16 protein-coding genes and 1 riboswitch are annotated in these 21,549 nt (G+C 39.2%); of the genes, 1 reads left to right on the top strand and 15 read right to left on the bottom strand.

What is annotated here, in order from left to right; translation table 11 throughout:
• Nucleotides 1–66: 66 nt before the first annotated feature.
• Nucleotides 67–426 (bottom strand): response regulator, encoded by a 360-nt coding sequence (locus NY607_RS12730; RefSeq protein WP_004269444.1) that lies wholly within the window; start codon nt 424–426, stop codon nt 67–69.
• A 155-nt stretch (nt 427–581) separates the two neighbouring features.
• Between NY607_RS12730 and NY607_RS12725 the strand changes: the two genes are divergently transcribed.
• Nucleotides 582–1,112, top strand: a complete 531-nt coding sequence (locus NY607_RS12725; protein WP_237899245.1) for a DUF2529 family protein — start codon at nt 582–584, stop codon at nt 1,110–1,112.
• A gap of 51 nt (nt 1,113–1,163) precedes the next feature.
• Here NY607_RS12725 and NY607_RS12720 read toward each other — a convergent pair whose 3' ends face one another.
• From NY607_RS12720 to NY607_RS12655, 14 genes are all read right to left on the bottom strand, one after another.
• Entirely contained in the window at nt 1,164–2,756 is a 1,593-nt protein-coding gene (locus tag NY607_RS12720) for a CTP synthase (protein ID WP_048393729.1), read from the bottom strand.
• 444 nt (nt 2,757–3,200) lie between these two features.
• On the bottom strand, nt 3,201–3,743 hold the full coding sequence (gene rpoE, locus NY607_RS12715; protein ID WP_131520781.1) for a DNA-directed RNA polymerase subunit delta: 543 nt from the start codon (nt 3,741–3,743) through the stop codon (nt 3,201–3,203).
• A gap of 450 nt (nt 3,744–4,193) precedes the next feature.
• Nucleotides 4,194–7,442 (bottom strand): fused isobutyryl-CoA mutase/GTPase IcmF, encoded by a 3,249-nt coding sequence (gene icmF, locus NY607_RS12710; protein ID WP_131520780.1) that lies wholly within the window; start codon nt 7,440–7,442, stop codon nt 4,194–4,196.
• A gap of 92 nt (nt 7,443–7,534) precedes the next feature.
• Entirely contained in the window at nt 7,535–8,167 is a 633-nt protein-coding gene (locus tag NY607_RS12705) for a TetR/AcrR family transcriptional regulator (RefSeq protein ID WP_131520779.1), read from the bottom strand.
• 3 nt (nt 8,168–8,170) lie between these two features.
• On the bottom strand, nt 8,171–9,307 hold the full coding sequence (locus tag NY607_RS12700) for an acyl-CoA dehydrogenase (protein WP_016993589.1): 1,137 nt from the start codon (nt 9,305–9,307) through the stop codon (nt 8,171–8,173).
• 155 nt (nt 9,308–9,462) lie between these two features.
• Nucleotides 9,463–10,599, bottom strand: a complete 1,137-nt coding sequence (locus tag NY607_RS12695) for an acyl-CoA dehydrogenase (protein ID WP_131520778.1) — start codon at nt 10,597–10,599, stop codon at nt 9,463–9,465.
• Nucleotides 10,600–10,658: 59 nt separating this feature from the next.
• Nucleotides 10,659–11,510, bottom strand: coding sequence for a 3-hydroxybutyryl-CoA dehydrogenase (locus NY607_RS12690; protein ID WP_004269435.1), 852 nt, complete (start codon nt 11,508–11,510; stop codon nt 10,659–10,661).
• Nucleotides 11,510–12,715: an acetyl-CoA C-acetyltransferase gene (locus tag NY607_RS12685; protein WP_131520777.1), complete on the bottom strand. Its 1,206-nt coding sequence runs from the start codon at nt 12,713–12,715 to the stop codon at nt 11,510–11,512. Before NY607_RS12685 ends, NY607_RS12690 begins: the two co-directional genes overlap by 1 nt.
• A gap of 196 nt (nt 12,716–12,911) precedes the next feature.
• A complete protein-coding gene (locus tag NY607_RS12680) occupies nt 12,912–15,143 on the bottom strand; it encodes a heterodisulfide reductase-related iron-sulfur binding cluster (RefSeq protein WP_237899243.1) in 2,232 nt (743 codons plus the stop codon).
• Nucleotides 15,144–15,504: 361 nt separating this feature from the next.
• Entirely contained in the window at nt 15,505–16,068 is a 564-nt protein-coding gene (locus NY607_RS12675) for a cob(I)yrinic acid a,c-diamide adenosyltransferase (RefSeq protein ID WP_004231536.1), read from the bottom strand.
• A 12-nt stretch (nt 16,069–16,080) separates the two neighbouring features.
• Nucleotides 16,081–17,541: an adenosylcobinamide amidohydrolase gene (locus NY607_RS12670; protein WP_237899242.1), complete on the bottom strand. Its 1,461-nt coding sequence runs from the start codon at nt 17,539–17,541 to the stop codon at nt 16,081–16,083.
• Nucleotides 17,538–18,539 carry a FecCD family ABC transporter permease gene (locus NY607_RS12665; RefSeq protein WP_237899238.1) on the bottom strand — a complete coding sequence of 334 codons (1,002 nt, stop codon included), beginning with the start codon at nt 18,537–18,539 and terminating at the stop codon, nt 17,538–17,540. The genes NY607_RS12670 and NY607_RS12665 overlap by 4 nt, the downstream gene beginning before the upstream one ends.
• Nucleotides 18,536–19,504, bottom strand: coding sequence for an ABC transporter substrate-binding protein (locus NY607_RS12660; protein WP_259419821.1), 969 nt, complete (start codon nt 19,502–19,504; stop codon nt 18,536–18,538). Before NY607_RS12660 ends, NY607_RS12665 begins: the two co-directional genes overlap by 4 nt.
• Nucleotides 19,505–19,641: 137 nt before the next feature.
• Nucleotides 19,642–19,824, bottom strand: a riboswitch (cobalamin riboswitch).
• Between the two features lie 57 nt (nt 19,825–19,881).
• Nucleotides 19,882–21,549: an acyl-CoA dehydrogenase family protein gene (locus tag NY607_RS12655; RefSeq protein ID WP_131520774.1), complete on the bottom strand. Its 1,668-nt coding sequence runs from the start codon at nt 21,547–21,549 to the stop codon at nt 19,882–19,884.

Below are 21,549 nucleotides of genomic sequence, written 5' to 3'. Positions count from 1 at the left end.
ACGAAGTCCTCTCACTTGAAAATTGATCTACATAAAAAAACAGGCCGTGTGTCCACTGCCTGCTTTTTAAACTTGTAAAGCTTTATTTACTTCATCACGCACTTCGAAAATATCAAACGGTTTTGTAAAGTAACGAATGGCTCCTAATTCTAACGCTTCTTGCACAACATCCAATTCTCCGTATGCTGTCATCATAAAAACAGGCAGCTTCGGAAACTTCTTTTTTAAACGTCTCAAAATTTCAATACCATCCATTCCTGGAATTTTCATGTCCAGTAAAACACAATCCATCTCTTGTTCGTCTGCATACTTTAATGCTTCTGAACCATTCGCTGCTAAATATGTAATATATCCTTCCTTTTTCAGCACTTCATTTAAAAGTAAACGAATTCCCTGCTGATCATCGACAATTAGTAATCGTTTCACATCGCATTCCGCCCTTTTTTTGTTTTATTCTTACACAAAAACTTTCTTTATTATGTATAATTCTCCTTTTTCAGCTTAATACCTTCTAGTATTATAAATTATCTGCTTTTGCTTTCTACCTTTTACCCCCCTATAATATGAATAGAGGTGGGAACATGTCAAAAATTCTAACAACACAATTAAGTGGATTATTACAAAGAATTATACAAAATGAAGAAGATGCTATCGAGGAAACAGCAAGGTTATTAGCACAAGCCGCAATCGGCGAAGGAAATGTCTATTTTGCTTGCTTTGGAGAAATGCAGGTTGTGGCATTAAATGCACTTCAAGCAATCGAACCCTTTAGCAAGTTAGCACCTTGGACTACAGACACAAGCTTAACAGAAGCTGATCGGGTTTGCATTTTTACTCGTAGTGCATATGATGAGGAAGCACTCGTCTTAGCACAAAAATTAAATACTCAATTTATTCCCTTTGCTGCTATAGCTAGTGAAGCAGCTAATGTAGAGAACCCTCTTGCAGATTTAGCCTATACGTATGTTTCTACACGCATTAAAGGCGGTTTAATACCAAATGATCTAGGTCAACGTATTGTTGTACCACATGCACTTGCAGGACTCTTTGTATATGAAGCTGTCAAAATTGCTTATGATGAAATGCTTGGGTTGGATGAAGAAGAATTGTAGTCATCAAATTAAAAAGAGTTGTCTCGTATATAACGAGACAACTCTTTTTAATTATTTAAATGTTGAGCCGATAAAATCGCGGAACAATGGTTGTGGACGATTTGGACGTGACACTAGCTCTGGGTGGAATTGACATGCTACAAAGAAATTGTTTTCTGGTAGCTCAATAATTTCAACCAATTTGCCATCAGGACTTGTACCTGAGAAGACAAGGCCAGCTGCTTCCATTGCCTCACGATATTCATTGTTAAATTCATAGCGGTGACGATGACGCTCATAAACAAGCTCTTTACCATAGGCTTGGCTAGCTTTTGAACCATCCTTTAATTTACATGGGTATAAACCTAAACGTAAAGTACCACCGATATCTACAGTATCATTTTGATCTGGTAGGAAGTCGATAATTGGATACTCCGTATTTGCATCAAGCTCTGTAGAATGAGCACCTTTTAGGCCAAGTACATTACGTGCAAATTCTACTGTTGCTAATTGCATACCTAAACAAATGCCTAGGAAAGGAACATTATTTTCACGTGCATATTGTGTTGCTAAGATTTTACCTTCAACACCACGATCACCAAAGCCGCCTGGTACTAAAATAGCGTCAGCACCTTTTAATAGAGAGGCCACATTGTTAGCATCAACGTGTTCTGCATTAATCCAGTCAATTTCAATATCAGAATTAAATGCATATCCAGCATGCTTTAATGCCTCAACTACAGAAATGTAAGCATCTTGTAGTTCTACGTATTTCCCTACTAATGCTACCTTTCTTTTATTTGGTAAGTTTTTCACTTTTTCTACAAGGTCACGCCATTCTTCCATATCTGCTTCTGGAGCTTCCATACCAAAATGATCCAAAACGATATCATCGATATCTTGCGCATGTAGGTTTAATGGTACTTCATATAAATGCTCAGCATCACGAGATTCAATAATTTCATGTGGTTGAACATCACAGAATAATGCTAATTTCTCTTTCATCTCTTGTGGTACTTCTTGTTCAGTACGAACTACGATAATATTTGGCTGAATACCTAAAGAGCGTAATTCTTTAACAGAATGCTGTGTAGGTTTTGTTTTAAGTTCACCAGCTGCTTTAATATAGGGAATAAGTGTACAGTGAATATACATTACATTGTTATGCCCTAAATTTGTTTTCATTTGGCGAATGGCTTCTAGGAATGGTAATGATTCAATATCACCTACTGTTCCACCAACTTCTGTGATTACAACGTCTGCATTTGTTTCACGACCAGCACGTTGGATACGATCTTTGATTTCGTTTGTAATATGAGGAATTACTTGGACTGTTCCACCATTATAATCTCCACGACGTTCTTTCTGTAATACAGATTGGTAAACACGACCTGAAGTTACTGTAGAATGTTTCCCTAGGTTAATATCAATAAAACGTTCATAGTGTCCTAAGTCTAAATCAGCCTCAGCACCATCATCTGTTACAAAAACCTCACCATGTTGATAAGGACTCATCGTACCTGGGTCAATATTGATATATGGGTCAAATTTTTGAATCGTCACTTCTAACCCACGATTTTTTAATAAACGGCCTAAAGATGCTGCAACAATCCCTTTTCCAAGTGATGATACAACCCCACCTGTTACAAAAATATACTTCGTCATGAATAAATTCCTCCTTATGATGTTCTAAAATATTAGTGCGTTTAGGGGGGATCAGAACCATTTACATTCTAATACCCTAAAAAAAGAAAAGCCGAGAATGTCTACACAATGTAGTCGATTCGAAGCTGTAATCGGTTCTATCTCTTTTCCACTTTCCTTTAAACCATAAAACTCTAATAACTATTCAGTCACCTTTTACTATACATCATGAATAATTAAAAACATTTATATTCATATCGATATTAAAAGTATGGGAGAACTAAAATGATTAAAGTTAAAAACAAAAAAACGCTCCTCCTGCATAGGTTTGCAGGGGGAGCGTATTATATACACGGTCTTTCTCCTTCTTTTAAGGAGCCCAAGTAAAAGATTAAACGTAACCGTGATAGAAGTCAAGATTTTTTGCTTCTAGCTTAAAAGAAAGAAAATTCTAAGAGTACTGTATTAAATCTCTTCCTCTTCTTCTTCAAATTCTTCTTCCTCTTCATCAATAAACTCTTCATCGATTTCTTCATCAATTTCTTCTAAATCTTCATCGTCAAAGTCAATATCTTCTTTATCATCTTCTTCTTCATCAAGTTCTTCTTCATCAATGAACTCTTCAAAGTCTTCATCAAAGTCGATATCTTCTTCATCTAAGTCTACCTCTTCATCAAGATCTTCATCATCAAAGGCAGCTTTAGATTTTTTCTTTTGAGTCTTAACAGAAGGAGCTGTTTCTTCTTCGATTTGCTCTACTTTAAACCATTCACGTAAGCCCCAGCCTGCTTCTTGATTATATAAGAAGCGACCATCAATATTGATATCTGTATAAAATTGTAACAGACGGGATTTCATTTCTGCATCACTATAGCCCACAAGCTCTTGAATTAATTTTAATAAATCATTAAAAGACACTGAGGCACGTTTTTCATTTAAAATTGCATAAGCTAAGTTAATTAACGATTCTTCTGTTAATTGTTCCTTTGTCATTTCACGAAAATTCAATTCGTGCACTTCCTTTCCCTCATCACAATGGACGTTTTAAAATTACATGGTGCTTTATTCTCCAAGCGCAGCAAAAAAGGCCACGCAAAAGGTTCTTTCCATACAATAAGCATAATACCCATTATATACAAAGTTTTAGCCCCTTTGCTAGCTTCAATTACTGTTTTTTATATTACGCATTTTTTTTATTCCAAGATAAAACAAATAGACAGATAATAGTAGTAAAGGAATAGCGCCAATTTGCTTATTATACAGGAAAAAGGCTCCCAATACTAAAGCTAATATAATTATGTAGTGAATAGCTGATTTCATCCTCTACTGCGCCTCCCCTTTTTTTACATTTCTATTATAACGAAAATAAAAAGAAGTGCCTAATCTTAAGACTAGACACTAGAAATTAGAGAAGCAGGATACTTGAAATAGAAAACAAGAAGTTTTGATCAACCTTGCTTACATATTACGTCGATATTGTCCGCCAACTTCATATAAAGCTTTTGTAATTTGCCCTAAACTTGCTACTTTTACTGACTCCATCAGCTCAGCAAAAATATTACCATTATTGACAGCCACTTCTTGTAGACGTGCAATTGCAGCTTCACTTTCCTCTTCATGTGCTTTCCAAAAAGCTTGTAAATTTTGAATTTGCGTCTCTTTTTCTTCTGTAGATGCACGTGCAATTTCCATATTATCTATATCAGCATCTGAAGGTGGATTTGGGTTCAAGTAAGTATTAACACCAATGATTGGTAACTCCCCTGAATGTTTTAACATTTCGTAGTACATAGATTCTTCTTGAATTTTACCACGTTGGTATTGTGTTTCCATAGCACCTAACACACCGCCACGATCATTGATACGATCAAACTCTTCAAGAACCGCTTCTTCCACAAGATCTGTTAATTCTTCAACAATAAACGCACCTTGTAGTGGGTTTTCATTTTTTGCTAGACCATGCTCTTTTGTAATAATCATTTGAATTGCCATAGCACGTCTTACAGATTCCTCCGTAGGTGTAGTAATGGCCTCATCGTAGGCATTTGTATGCAATGAGTTACAGTTATCTTGTAATGCCATTAAAGCCTGTAATGTTGTACGAATATCATTAAAATCAATCTCTTGTGCATGTAAACTACGCCCAGACGTTTGAATATGATACTTTAGCTTTTGAGCGCGCTCATTAGCACCGTATTTATCACGCATTACAATAGCCCAAATACGTCGTGCCACACGGCCGATTACTGTATACTCTGGATCTAGTCCATTTGAGAAGAAGAATGATAAATTTGGTGCAAAGTCATTAATATTCATGCCACGACTTAAATAATACTCTACATACGTAAAGCCATTAGCTAAGGTGAAGGCTAATTGGGAAATAGGGTTTGCTCCAGCTTCCGCAATATGATAACCAGAAATGGAAACAGAATAATAGTTACGTACTTTATGGTCTATAAAGTATTGCTGAATATCGCCCATCATACGCAAAGCAAACTCTGTTGAGAAAATGCATGTATTCTGGCCCTGATCTTCTTTTAAAATATCAGCTTGTACTGTTCCACGTACGACTTGCAATGTTTTTTCACGTGTCTCGGTAAACTCTTCAACTGTCAAAGTTCGTCCTAGCTCTTGCTCACGTAATTGGACTTGTTGATCGATTGCTGTATTCATAAACATTGCTAAAATAATAGGTGCTGGTCCATTAATAGTCATTGATACAGATGTAGACGGTGCACATAAATCAAAGCCTGCGTAAAGTTTTTTCATATCTTCTAGTGTACAGATCGATACACCTGATTCTCCAACCTTACCGTAAATATCTGGACGGTAATCTGGGTCTTCCCCATACAAGGTTACAGAATCAAATGCTGTAGATAAACGTTTTGCATCATCATCTTTGGATAAATAATGGAAGCGTTTATTTGTACGTTCTGGTGTGCCTTCGCCAGCAAATTGACGCTTCGGATCTTCACCCTCACGTTTGAATTGGAATACACCCGCCGTATATGGGAATTCGCCAGGAACATTTTCTTTATAAACCCAACGCAAGATTTCCCCATAGTCTTCAAACTTCGGTAATGCTACTTTTGGAATTTTCGTGCCAGAAAGACTAGTTGTTTTTAAGATGGTACGAATTTCTTTATCGCGAACTTTAGTCACAAACTCATCGCCAGCATACGCTTCTTTTAATGCCTGCCAATTATCCAATATACGCTTGGATTCTGCTGTTAATTCATCTCTAACACCTTCTGCTAAAGAAGTAAGCGATGCCACAAGCACATCATCTGGCGCTTTTTCTTGGACAGCTGCAATAGCACCTTCTAATTGGAATAGTCGACGCGCAAATGCCACCTGCTGCTCAGTTTTTTTATGATAGCCACGGACAGTGTCCGTAATCTCACGTAAATAATAACGGCGATCGTTTGGAATGATAACATCTTGCTTTTGCGTTTTCGCAAATTGCTCATAGCTTGTTTCCCAATTAAAACCTGTTTTTTCGTTAATTATTTTAACGAGGGCGGCGAATAACGCATTTGTGCCTTTGTCATTAAATTGGCTAGCTATTGTACCGTAGACTGGCATGTTATCAAGTGATTCATCCCAAAGCTCGCGGGAACGTTGATATTGTTTTTGTACTTGTCGAAGGGCGTCCTCTGAGCCTTTTCGCTCAAATTTATTGATCGCAATAACATCTGCAAAGTCAATCATATCAATTTTCTCAAGTTGTGTAGGTGCACCGAATTCGCTTGTCATGACATACATAGATAGATCCGTGTATTTTGTAATTTCGGCATCACCTTGACCGATTCCACTTGTTTCTACGATGATTAAGTCATAACCTGCTACACGTACTACATCTAGCACATCACCAATTGATGCAGATAATTCTGTACGTGAGCCACGTGTTGCTAAACTACGCATATAAACACGGTTATTAAAAATAGCGTTCATGCGAATACGATCCCCAAGCAATGCTCCACCCGTTTTTTGCTTTGTTGGATCGACTGATAGAATGGCTACACGTTTATCTGGGAATTCTTTTAGGAAGCGGCGAATCAGTTCATCCGTTAAGGATGATTTCCCTGCACCACCTGTTCCCGTAATCCCCATTACAGGCGTACCTTTTGAAAGCTTTCTTGCCTCTGCTAGCATTTCTTTCGTAGCTTCATCGTCATTTGACTCAGCTGCTGTTATTAGATTGGCTAAAATTTCAGGTGTCTCTGTCGTTAAAGCCTTTAATTTCTCTAAATAATTACCTGTTGCAGTCGGGAAATCTGTTCCTTTAATTTGCTCATTAATCATTCCCTGTAGCCCTAAAACACGGCCATCCTCTGGTGAGAATATCCCTGCAATGCCATACGTATGAAGCTCTTTAATTTCACGAGGTAAAATGACTCCTCCACCACCGCCATAAATTTTAATATGTGGTGCTCCTTTTTCACGCAGTAAATCATACATATATTTAAAGTATTCCATATGTCCGCCTTGATAGGAAGAAACAGCAATCCCTTGTGCATCTTCTTGTATCGCAGCATTCACGACTTCTTCAACAGAGCGGTTATGACCTAGATGTATTACTTCTACACCGCTCGATTGTAAAATGCGTCGCATAATATTGACTGAAGCATCATGTCCATCAAAAAGACTCGATGCTGTCACAAAACGTACGTGATTTTTTGGACGATATACTTCTACCTTTGTCATATGAAATCCCCACTTTCTCCCCTTTTTGAATAAAAAAAGCCAGCAATTGCAATATCGCTATATGCAATTGCCGACAAACCCCTTACAAAATATTAAAACCCCTTTATGCCTGAAATGAACAAGGTGATTTGCATGTCAATGAATTCGTCAATAGAATGCTGACGATGTAAAGCCCATTTGCGAAACGCCCAGCTTTGTCCTGAAACAACTAAGTTATTGGCTGCTAAATGGATTTGCTTATCTGTCATAGTTAGTTCGCCAGACTGCACACATCGCTGTAACAAGCGTTCAAATGTGGCAACCATTTCAAACTCTTTACTAAAAACATAGCGTTGTGCTTCTTTTGACAATGATTTTGTTTCTTGATACATGATTGTTAGCTCATCAACCATACTATCGATTTGCAGGAAGTATTCCCGAATCATTTCTTTTAACTCATCAATTGTTCCTGCTTTAACCTCATAACTTGAAAGACGCTCCATTGCATGGTGATAGATACTGTCACAAACAAGGTATAAAACATCTTCTTTCGTTCGGATGTATTCATACAAAGTACCGATACTAAAGCCAGCAGCTTTTGCAATCTCTCTCGTCGTGGCACGGTGAAAGCCCTTTTCTTTAAATAGCTTAATAGCTCCTTGGATCATTTGTTCACGACGAATGGCGATTAGATTTTCATCTTTTACGGTTGACTGTACTTGGGGCCTTTTATCTTTATCAGTCATCAATTATTTCGTTAGCATACGCGAGATAACAAGACGTTGAATCTCCTGCGTACCTTCGTAAATTTGTGTAATTTTAGCATCACGCATAAAGCGCTCTACAGGGTAATCTTTTGTATAACCATAGCCACCAAATACTTGAACCGCCTCTGTCGTCACACTCATCGCTGTATCGCCAGCCATTAATTTCGCCATTGCAGATGCCTTACCATATGGTAGGTTATTAGATTCTAACCATGCCGCTTGGTATGTAAGTAGTCGAGAAGCCTCAATTTGAGTTGCCATATCGGCTAATTTAAAGGAGATGCCTTGATTTGCAGTGATCGGTTTACCAAATTGCACACGTTCTTTGGCATAGTCAACTGCTGCATCGAGTGCTCCTTGTGCAATTCCTACTGCTTGAGCCGCAATACCATTACGTCCACCATCTAGTGTCGTCATGGCAATCTTAAAGCCTTCTCCTTCAGCCCCTAATAGATTTTCCTTTGGAACACGACAGTTATCAAAAATAATCTCTGTTGTTGGAGATGAACGAATTCCTAATTTCTTTTCTTTCTTCCCTACAGAGAAACCTTCAAATCCAGCTTCCACGATAAATGCGGATGTGCCATGTTTTGCTTCTGGATCTGTTACTGCAAATACAATATATGTATCTGCTACTCCACCGTTCGTAATAAAGATTTTTGAGCCATTTAAAATATAATCATCGCCATCACGTTTTGCATAAGTTTTCATGCCACCCGCATCAGAGCCAGAGCCTGGTTCTGTTAAACCATATGCACCAATATGTTTGCCTTCAGCCATTGGACGAAGGTATTTTTGTTTTTGCTCTTCTGTACCGAACTTGTAGAGTGGCCAACCTGCCAGTGAAGTATGTGCAGATAAAGTTACCCCAGTCGAAGCACAAACACGTGAAAGTTCCTCAACAGCTATGACATATGCAAGGTAATCAAATCCTGCACCACCATATTCCTCAGGCCATGGAATACCAGTAAGCCCAAGCTCCGCCATTTTGTCGAAAATCGCACGGTCAAATTCTTCATTTTCGTCACGTTCAGCAGCTGTTGGCGCCACTTCATTTATAGCAAAATCACGAATCATTTCACGTAATTGTTCATGCTCTTCTGTTAACTGAAAGTTCATTGTCCATTTCCCCTTTTTAGTTAGACTCTGTTTTGTGTTACCTGATTATTGTTAGTTTGGATTAGGAAGATTTGCCTTATTTCAGAGCAGTTCTACACCCTCTAGAAACGTTTTCCCCTCACTCTGGAACGGTTCCCATCGCTTTATATCAGGCTTTATTTCAGTAAATGTTTACTAATGACTAGTCGTTGAATTTCACTTGTACCTTCATAGATTTCTGTCACCTTTGCATCGCGGAAATAGCGCTCTACTGGATAATCCTCCGTATAGCCGTAGCCGCCAAATATTTGAACAGCCTCTATTGCCGTTTGTACCGCTGTTCGTGATGAGAAAAGTTTAGCCATTGAAGCTTCTGCTCCACATGGTAAACCTTTTGCACGTAAATCAGCTGCACGATAGACTAACAGTTTTGCAGATTCAACAGCCGTTGCCATATCCGCAAGCTTAAAGCCAATACCTTGTTGTGCGGCAATCGGCTTGCCAAATTGAATGCGTTCTTTAGCATAAGCAGCAGACGCCTCTAGTGCCGCCTCAGCAATTCCTAACGCCTGTGCAGCAATGCCGATTCGTCCAACATCTAAATTGGCCATCGCAATTTTAAAGCCTTCTCCCTCTTCCCCAAGTAGGTTGTCGGCTGGAATGCGACAATTATCGAATGTCAGCTGAACTGTACGTGAGCCGTGCAAGCCCATCTTATGCTCATCTTTTCCGATGATTAAACCAGATGTTCCCTTTTCAACAATAAATGCTGAGATACCCTTTGTTTTTTCAGCTGGGTTAGTAGATGCGAATACAATATACACATCAGCTTCTCCACCATTTGTAATAAATACTTTGGAGCCGTTAATCACATATTCATCGCCATCACGCACTGCCTTTGACTGTAAAGAGCCAGCGTCTGAGCCTGCACTTGGTTCTGTTAAACAAAATGCGCCTAAATATTCGCCTGTTGCAAGCTTTGGTACATAACGTTTCTTTTGTTCGTCATTCCCAAAGTAAATAATTGGATTCGTTCCAACTGAAGTATGGACGGATAAAATAACACCCATTACAGCGCTTACTTTTGATAGTTCATTAATCGCAATAATATAAGATGTAAAATCCATGCCAGAGCCACCTAAGTCTTCTGGAGTCGTAATCCCCATTAAGCCAAGTTCACCCATTTGCTGTAGAAGCTCACGTGGAAATTCTCCTGCTTCCATTCGCTCCACCCATGGTTGAATTTTTTCCTGAGCAAATTGACGAACCATATCGCGCATCATAATTTGCTCATCTGTAAATTGCAAATGCATCTATAATGTCACCCCTCTAAGTTGTCCCGAAACATCTAAATAACCCCATCCCCATAGGATTATTCGTAAACGTAAAAACCTCTTCCTGATTTCTTACCTAGCCAGCCAGCTGCAACGTATTTACGTAGCAGTGGGCAAGGGCGATATTTACTGTCTCCAAGACCCTCATGTAAAATTTCCATGATGTAAAGACAAGTATCTAAACCAATGAAGTCTGCCAATGTTAATGGCCCCATCGGATGATTCATACCAAGCTTCATCACATCATCAATTGCTTCTTTTGTCGCCACACCTTCGTAAAGTGCATAAATCGCTTCATTAATCATCGGTAGTAGGATTCGGTTTGAAATAAATCCTGGGAAATCATTCACTTCTACTGGTGTTTTCGATAATTTAACCGTCATCTCTTCAACAGCTTTGTACACTTCATCTGTTGTTGCTAGGCCTCGAATGATTTCAACAAGTTTCATAACTGGTACAGGATTCATAAAATGCATACCAATTACTTGCTCTGGACGCTTTGTTACTGCTGCAATTTCTGTAATAGGCAGTGAAGATGTATTCGTAGCTAAAATAGCATGTGCTGGCGCAATGCCATCAAGTTGCTTAAAGATGGATTGCTTAATTTCCATATTTTCCACAGCTGCTTCAATGATAATATCTACATCACTAGCATCCTGTAAATCTAGTGACATACTAATTCGACTTAGAACAGCAGCCTTCTCATCTTCTGTTTTACGACCCTTTTCTACATCACGTGATAAATTTTTCGTAATAACCCCTAATCCACGCTCGAAAAATTCTTGTTTGATATCGTTCAATTTCACATCAAAGCCTGCTTGTGCACAAACTTGGGCAATACCAGAGCCCATCTGCCCTGCACCAATGACCATTACCTTTTGAATTCCCATTAGTTCAGTCCCCCTGTTTTTGGTACTTCAATCATAATTGCATCACCTTGGCCGCCACCTGAACAAATTGCGGCAATGCCAATGCCACCGCCACGACGCTTCAATTCCTGTGCAAGTGTTAATATTATACGTGCACCAGATGCCCCAATAGGATGACCTAATGCAACTGCACCGCCATTAACATTCACTTTTTCTGCATCTAAATCTGCCAACTGCTTGCTGACTAAAGCTACCGCTGCAAAGGCTTCATTGATTTCAATTAAATCAACATCTGCTAATGATTTGTTAGTCTTTTTCAGTAATTTATTAATAACAAGACCAGGTGTTTGCGGGAAGTTTTCTGGCTCAATCGCAAGTTCTTCGTGACCAATGATTACTGCCAATGGTTCTCTACCTTCACGTTTTGCACGTTCTTCACTCATGACGACAAGTGCACATGCACCGTCGTTAACCCCAGGTGCATTACCTGCTGTAATCGTGCCATCCTTGTCAAAGGCTGGTTTTAGCTTCGCCAGTACTTCCAAAGAAGTTCCTGCTCTTGGTGCCTCATCTGTATCAACAATAAGTGGTGCACCTTTTCGTTGAGGAATCTCCACTGGTACGATTTCTTCAGCAAAGTAACCTTCTTCAATTGCGGCTAGCGCGCGTTCATGACTGCGTACTGACCAAGTGTCCTGTTCTTCTCGACTTAGCGAGAACTCTTTAGCTGTTGCATTACCATAGCTACCCATATGCGGTCTTGCTTTATCGAAAGCACATGTTAAGCCGTCATATAGCATGCCATCTACCATTGTAGAATCTCCCATACGCAACCCATTTCGACCATTCAGAAGATAATATGGTGCATTGGACATAGATTCCATGCCACCCGCAATAATCACTTCTTCGTCCCCTAAACGAATCAATTGATCTGCTAATGTCACCGCACGCATCCCTGAAGCACAAACTTTATTGATTGTTTCTGTTTTTACTGCTGTTGGTAAATTTGCCTTCAGCGCAGCCTGTCGAGAAGGAATTTGCCCCTGTCCCCCTTGTAAAACAGAACCTAAAATTACCTCATCCACTTGCTCAGGAGCAAGATTTGCCTTCTCTAATGCCCCTTTAATGGCAATCGCACCTAAATCACTTGCATGTAATGCTGATAATGAACCGCCAAATTTACCAAACGCAGTTCTTGCTCCTGCTAAAATTACAGCTCTATTCAAGTAAAACACCCCTTTTGTTTTACGTTCTCGATGAAGCTGCAAAGCATTATTGACTGAACGCTCGCTCGACTTCTATCGAGGAAAAATGGGAGTTTACTATCTCAACTCCCATTCCCATTTAATCTTATTCTACAAAACAATTTTTTATTGTGCAATTTATATTTTTCAGATAACTAAAATATTTCTGCAATAGCAATCATTTTCCTGCGTTCGCTTCCGTATTCTCGTCTTGTTGAACATTTTCTATAGACGCCACCACTTCTTCGTATGTTTCTTCTGTTTCTTCGGAAGAAGGATTAACTGCCTTTACTTTTTCACCAAACACCGAACGTTCTAGTAATTCTGCAACATCAAATGTTCCAATAGAGTCTTCAACCTCTTTAGCCTTTGTACCATCCTCTAGCATTGTTAGGCAGTAAGGACAGCCTGATGAAATAACTGATGCATTTGTTGCAAGAGCCTGTTCTGTTCGCGCTACGTTAATGCGATTTCCTACATGTTCTTCCATCCACATTAATCCACCACCAGCTCCACAGCACATCGCAGTTTCACGGTTACGTTCCATTTCAACAAGCTTCACGCCAGGGATTCCTCGAAGAATTTCACGTGGGGCATCGTACACATCATTGTAGCGGCCTAAATAACAGGAATCATGGAAGACAATTGTTTCATGAACCTCATAGTTTAGCGCTAGACGATTTTCCTCAATCAACTGATTTAATAACTCAGTGTGATGATACACTTCACCTTTCCAGCCAAAGTCTTGATATTCATTTTTAAAGATATTGTAGGCGTGAGGATCGATTGTTACAATTTTCTTCACGTCATTTTTCTCAAACTCATCAATATTGGCTGTAGCTAGCTCTTGGAATAAGAATTCATTCCCTAAACGGCGAGGTGTATCCCCAGAGTTTTTCTCTTTATTACCTAAGATTGCAAACTTCACACCAGCTTCGTTTAATAGACGACAGAATGCTAAAGCGATTTTTTGAGAGCGGTTGTCGAAAGCTCCCATCGAACCAACCCAGAATAAATACTCCATTTCCTCGCCAGATTTTTTCAGCTCTTTTACAGTTGGAATTTGGATTGTTGGATCTAGATCACGCCAATTTTCTTTTTCTTTGCGGTTCAAGCCCCAAGGATTACCTTGTCGTTCGATATTCGTCATTGCACGTTGAGCATCGGGATTTACTTTCCCTTCAGTCATTGTTAGATAACGACGTAGATCAATAATTTTATCAACATGCTCATTCATTACAGGGCATTGATCCTCACAGTTACGACATGTCGTACAAGCCCAAATTTCCTCTTCTGTAATGACATCGCCAATTAAAGATGGGCTGTAGATATCGTCAATTACAGCACCTTCAGCACCAGCTGCCATTGCAAGCTGGTTACCCTTTGTATTGGCAAAGAATTGATAAGGCACCCATGGTTTTTGTTTTGTTACAACTGCGCCCGTAAATGTTAAATGATCACGCAATTTTACGATTAAATCCATAGGAGACAGCATTTTTCCTGTTCCTGTTGCTGGACACATGTTTGTACAACGTCCACATTCTACACAAGAATAGAGATCGAGCATTTGCTTTTGTGTGAAGTCCTGTATGCGTCCTACCCCAATAGAAGGCATATCCTCTTCGCTTTCAGCATTTTCTCCAGCTTCTTCTAAGGCTTCAAAATCAATTGGTGTTAATGTACCCGTACGATCTAAACGATTCATGTAAACATTAAGTGGACTGACAATTAAGTGGAAATGTTTAGACTGCGGTACGTATACCAGGAATGTTAATAGAATTAAAAGATGTGCCCACCACATTACATAAAACACAACAGCGGCCACAGATGTAGGTAGGAAGCCAAAAATGGCAGCTATACTTGAAGCAACTGGCTCCGTATAAGTTAATCCCTCACCATGCCAAATTAATCCCATACCATTAGCGATTAATGTAGATACCATTAAGCCACCAATGAAAATTAATACAAGGCCGTTTTTCCATCCTCGTTTTAGACGTACTAGCTTTTCAACATAGCGGCGGTAAAATGCCCACACTACCGCGATTAAAATCATTAAAACTACTAGCTCTTGGAAGAATGTAAAGACACCATAGAAAATGCCTAGTGGCAGATGTGACTCAGGTGCTAGTCCTTTCCAAATTAAATCAATGGCCCCTAACTGTACCATCAAAAATCCATAGAAAAACATAACATGTATTAAACCACTCTTTGGATCCTTTAATAGCTTATTTTGACCAAATACATTGACCATAATATAACGAAGTCGTTCTTTAACACTTTCATCAAACTCAACCTTTTTCCCCAATTGCACATACTTATAGCGTGTTTTCAACAGGTAGAAGAACAATCCTACTGCATAAAGCACAACCACGACTGTTAAGACAATGTTAGCAATTAATAATGGACTCATGGTTGGTCCCCCCTTTAGTTTGTCGTAATTTTCTCTCTTTGTGACGAATTTGCTAGTTCATACAGAAATGTACTTCACTTTATCATTATATTCCTATTCTAATAAATGAGTGAGCATTCAGTCAACATAAAACGGAAATATTTCTGATAATTTTATATTCTTACATTTTACAAGAAAAAAAGCCACCCTGAATTTTTTCAAAGTAGCATTTTTTTACTTTCCTTAACTATTTTACTTAGTAGGATGTCGCATATTCAGTAGACATTTGAACATCTGCTAAAATTGCACACAAACTATACCACCCCGTAGCTTAATACCTGGCAATTTACTTTTTGTACAAAAACATTTTTTAAATCAAACTTTATTTTTTAAAAACATTCCCACTGCGAATATATTCAACATCTGCTACGTTTAAGCGAGCATTTACAACACGTGCAGCTGCAAATAAATAATCCGATAAGCGATTTAAATATTTTTGTACAACCTTTGGTACATCTTCAACTTCTTTCATAAGTGTCACCATTTCACGTTCTGCTCGACGTGCAACCGTGCGTGCAATGTGTAAAGTTGCCGCTGCTGGTGCACCTCCTGGTAAAATAAAACGTTGTAAAGGTGGCGCTTCGTCTGATAAAGCATCTATACGAGCTTCAAGTACTTCAATCGGTTGTTCTGTTAATTTATAATGACGTTCTTTCATCACATTAGCAAGGTCTCCACCAGCATCGAACAACTCATGCTGAATTGTCTCTAGGTCTGTTAAAATATCCTTGAAAAGCGCTTGATCTAATTCACTTACAGCCTTTCCAATAAAGGAATTTAATTCATCAATTGCCCCATATGTTTCCACACGTAAACTATCTTTATCAACCCGTCCTCCAATTAGACTTGTTTTCCCCGTATCGCCTGTTTTCGTGTAAAGCTTCATTTCTCTCATCTCCTAAAAATGGTTTTTATAATTCCTAATCGCCTGAACTGTTGTTTCATAGACACCCTTTGCAATCATTTTACCAACTTCCGTAATTGGGCCACCATACAGCATTTCTACTCCTTTTTGAGTTGCAGCAATTAACAGACTATCTGTAGCAGTACCTGTTGCAATTGTTCCACTCCGCTCATCACGAATATTTTCTGATTGCAACGCCTTTGTTTTTGCCTCAGTTGCTGTCATCAATGCCTGAAAAAATGCCTCTTCCGATAAACAACCATTAACGATAACCCATGTATTAATAGTACCAATATATGGTTCATCTTGTCTTTCGTGTACTCGAGATACATCAACTGCATTGCCTACGCCAGCTGTTACAGCTACGATTATACTGCCAAAAGGTGCAGAAAATTCATTGATGGCCACTAGAGCTGTTGGTACTGCTGTTAGCATAACAACAGTATTTGTAGATGAAAAATTTTCCCTTTTCAAAAATTCTTTAACTTCTCGTTTCACATCGCTAATGACATAATCACCAGGAACTGAGCGATTTAATAAGCAATTATGCCAGCCAATACCTGGGTTATGAACTGCAGAAGATACGGTCTTCAGAGGAAGCTCTGATTGAAGTTGGATATATTGTTCAGTTATCGTAAAGTGCTCTTTTTTGATGACAGCTCGCTGCTGATAGTCTGTAGCTGCGGGCATCATTGTAATTTGAGGTTTTGGTATTTCAGGGTGAGCATATGTAGTCACCCGTGCTTGATAAACTTCTTCAATTTGGGAGGCAATTAATACTTCATGTGGTGCACCAAGTGCTCTCATTTGTCCGCTTTCCATCAGCAATAATTCATCACAATAAAGAGAGGCTAAATTCATATCGTGTAGTACCATAACGACTGTTAAACCACACTCCATGGCTTCCTTCCGAACCATATCTAAAATTTGACGTTGGTGTGCAATATCAAGATGGTTCGTTGGTTCATCCAGCAGTAAGATTTCAGCTGTTTGAGCTAATGCCTGTGCAACAAAAACTCTTTGTTGTTCACCGCCAGATAAAAATTCCATCGGTGTATGCTCATATCGCTTTACACCTGTTTGAAGCATTGCATGTTGAACTGCCTTCTCATCTTGTGCAGACCAACTCGAGAAAAAGCCTGTTTGATGCGGGTAGCGCCCCAGTGAAACTGCCTCTCTCACACTGTTCGAGAAAGCATTTGCATGAAGCTGTGGTAATACAGCCATTTTTTTTGCCAAAGCACGAGCATGATAAGAAAGAATATTTTGTCCATCAATCGAAACGGTTCCAGCAGTAGCTGGTAAAATACCACTCATTACTTTTAATAATGTGGATTTCCCGCTACCATTCGGCCCTAGAATGCCAAGAATTTTTCCTTTTTCAACAGTAAAACTAATGTCCCTGACGATTGGTACATCTTCATAGCCACCTGATAGATGTTCAACAACAATCATGCCCGTACCCCCTTGCTTCTTCGCTGCTTATAAAAAATATAGGAGAAAACAGGTGCTCCAATAAATGCCGTAATGACACCAATTGGTAGCTCTCTTGGCACAATGATTGTTCGTGCTACTAAGTCGCAAATAATGAGTAATGTTGCACCATTGAAAAAAGATAATGGTAATAAGTGGCGATGATCAGAACCCCAAATCATCCTTGTCATATGCGGCACCACTAATCCTACAAAGCCAATTGTGCCAGAAACTGCTACAGCTGCTCCAGTTAGCATGGAGCCACCTGCTAATATCAAATATTTACTACGCTTTACATTAACACCTAAATGTTTTGCTCGCTCTTCACCATACAACAAGACATTTAATTCTCGTCTTTGTGTCCATAGCATTATTGAACCTACAATCACAAATGGAATGATCATTTGGACATATGGCCAACCACGCATCGAAACAGAACCAAGTAGCCAGCCTATTACCTGACGTAATTCTTCACCAGATAAGGCAATCATTAATGAAATGAGGGAACCTAAAAATGAACTAAAAATAACACCTGTTAATATCAACGTTTCCATTTTTAATGAGCGGTCTACGAGTCTAGCAAAGCTCATAACAACTACCATCGTAATGATAGCACCAATCATACTAAAGGTTGGCAGCGCATACAAACCGACAACAGGTATAGAAATACTAAAAAAGATCGTTAAAACAGCACCAACAGAAGCCCCTGATGAAACCCCTAGTGTATATGGATCTGCTAATGGATTTTTTAATAAACCTTGGAAAGCTGCTCCAGCAATAGCTAGAGATGCGCCTACTAGTCCCGCTAATAACACGCGAGGCAAACGAATTTTCCAAAAGATATTGGCGGCTGTTTCATCAACCGCCTTATTCCACAATACTTCTAATGGAATATGAACCGAGCCTATCGCTACGCCACACCAGATGCTAATAAGAAGAAGCGTACATGTTAATGTATAGGCTAGTGCTATGTTTTTCACTTAAATACCTCAGGATAGATTGCTTTTGCTAATTCTTCTAGACCTTCAGCTAAACGTGGCCCTTGACGACTTGTCGTACTTTCATCTACCTGCACAATCGCATTATTTTTTACGGCATTAATCGTATCAAAGCCCGCACGTTTTGGTATTTTCGTTAAAATATCTGGTACATAATGATATGTCACCACGATGACATCTGGATTTTTTGCGATAATTTGTTCTGCATCAATTTTATACCAATTATCGCCATCTACAGCTACATTCTCTGCATTAATCATTTCAAGCATCGCGTTCATAAATGTACCATTGCCAGCTGTATAAATATCTGGCTCATCTGATGCTTCAACTAACACTTTTTTGGGTTCAACATCCTTGACTTTAGACAAAACTTCTTCTACTTTTGCCTTCATATTCGCGACAATTTTTTCTGCCTCTGGTAATTTCCCTGTAGCACGTCCCAGTTGCTCAATTGTTGTATATGTTTCATTAAAGTCTTGTGCATTTTTTACAACAAATACTTTCAAACCTGCTGATTCAAGCTGTGCAATAGCCTCTTCTGAAAGAGACATGCTAGATTCGTGTGAAAAAACGATATCTGGTTTTAAGGCAATAATTTTTTCAATATCGTATTCCATACCGCCAACCTTATCCTTCTCAGCTGCCTCTGGCGGATAATCGTCGTTGTCCGTAACACCAACTATTTCATCATTTAAACCTAGTCCAAAAAGGATTTCCGTATTACTCGGAATAAGTGAAACAATTTTCTCAGGAGGTGCTTCAAGTGTAATGTCCTTACCAAGGGCATCTGTTATCGTCATTGGGAATGTTGCTTCATCCACCTGGGCTGTTTTTTGCTGTGTTTGCTGCTCGTTAGATGGCTTGTTATCTTTTGCTTCCTGCCCACAAGCAGCTAGCAAGCCTACTGCTAAAAATGCTGATAATCCTATTTTCCAAAATTTCTTCATGTGAATCCTCCTTCGTTGATCCGTGCGACATTTCGCTTTATTCTACATCAAAATAAAACCCCTCATCTTTGATCGATGAGGGGGCAAAATCGCACCAAAAAAACTGATACAAAATCCACCACCCTATCCTCGTAGGTTGTCATGTCGTTATAAAGGCAGGTCTCCTGGCTAGTGCTACTTGCGATTTTTCAAGCCTTCCCGAAATCTTCAGTGGCATCATTTGAAAAAACTCACACTTACAGTGGCGGGACCGCATCGGAATTACACCGATTTCCCTTTTCACTTTACTTAAGTAAAGAACCTTTATAATATTCAGTTGATTTCATTATACATGAAAATGAAAGAAGTCGCCTCCATTCAAGACGACTCCCCGGCCATTATACAATTTCAGAAAAGTATTGAACTGTTTTCATTTGTGCACCCATTTCTCTTAATGACCATGTCTGCTCTAAATAAATGTCCGCTAGTTTTTCATATTTCCCACCAAATTTATGTGCCCACTCAACCGCTATGACACTTTCATAAAGGTGCGCCATTTTTTCCGCCACACCTTTTGCTTCAAAAGTTTTCGTTGCTTCGTCTAAAGCGCTAAAAATTTGAAGTTTCACAGACATATTCGCCAATTGTTCTTTAACAATTTGTACTAATGAACTGTTAGCTAATTTGTCTAATCGTTCCTCCATCTCCTGTACAAACAGTTCATGGGCATGAAACTTATCTACTAAACGAATGAGTTCCAAGGCCAAAATATTAGCCGTCCCCTCCCACACCGTCAATACTTGCGCATCTCTTAATAAGCGAGGCGTTACAAAGTCTTCTATATAGCCATTACCTCCATGTAATTCAATTGCCTCACTAGCATAGTGAACAGCTTGCTCTGCCGTTTCCTTTTTCATAATGGCAATATATAAACGATTCATAATAAGATCTTGCTGTGTGCCCTGTCCACTTGTCACTTTATCGTATAATTGAATAAGATCAAAAACTGTCGCTACTTCCACGTGCAACTTAGCTGCAAATTTCCCTAAAGTATCCTGAATCATAGGGTATTGTGTTAAGGGCTTGCCAAATGCATGTCGATTGCTTACATAATGTTTCGCCTCTAAGAAGCCGCGACGCATAATACCAATTGAAGCGACTGCATTACAAATTCTGGAGAGATTTAGTGCTTCTAGCATATAATAAATCCCTTTATTTTGCTCCCCTACAACGTAGGCAAGAGCACCATCAAATTCTACCTCACCAGAGGGAACTGCCCGAACGCCTAGCTTATCTTTCAGTCGGCGAATACGTAGATGATTTGTTGTTCCATCTTCTTTACGCCAAGGAACTGCAAACAACGTTAAGCCTTTGGAACCTGCTGGTGCACTTTCTAGTCGTGCCAATACCATCGCTACACCACACATGCCCGCATTGGATGCAAAGTATTTTTCACCATATAGACGATACGCAGTGCCATCCTTTCTCGCCTCCACCACATTTGCACCAACGTCAGAGCCTCCTTGACGTTCTGTTAAAAAGGTCGCACCTTCATATAAATCTGTGTCACCTGTTGCACAAACATGTGGTAAAAAACGCTGCTTTACCTCTTCATCTGCATAATGATCTAATAGATAGGCAGTAGCCATCGTCAATGTTACGGGACAATAAAAACCAGGTTCTGCATGGGATAGCAAATAACCTTGTGCAAAGCTATAAACATAATTCCCCTTGTGGCCTAGCTGCGGAATATGCTTGTGTACATAGCCTACAATCCCAGTATTATATGTCTCTTCAATCGTTTTTTTATAGCCATCATTAACCCAAACCTCCGATATCTCTTCACCATAGGCATCATATCTTTGAAGGCGAGGCTCACCCTGTCGATCTGTATGTTTTGCCCTCGCATCAATATCACCTGCACATAGCTCACCAAAATCTGTTAACTCTCGTTGGGCATAGGATAAAAACTCTTTATCTAACATCATTTCTACTATTTTTTGAAGCGTGTCATCTTCCGTAAAAAAGTTCGTAGTACGCATTGCTTCTTGTTGTAATACTTTCAT

The sequence above is a fragment of the Lysinibacillus sp. A4 genome (assembly GCF_024919535.1).
In the GTDB taxonomy this organism is placed as follows: domain Bacteria; phylum Bacillota; class Bacilli; order Bacillales_A; family Planococcaceae; genus Lysinibacillus; species Lysinibacillus capsici.
Note: the sequence above shows the minus strand (reverse complement) of the source record. Positions and strands in the feature narration are given on the sequence as shown.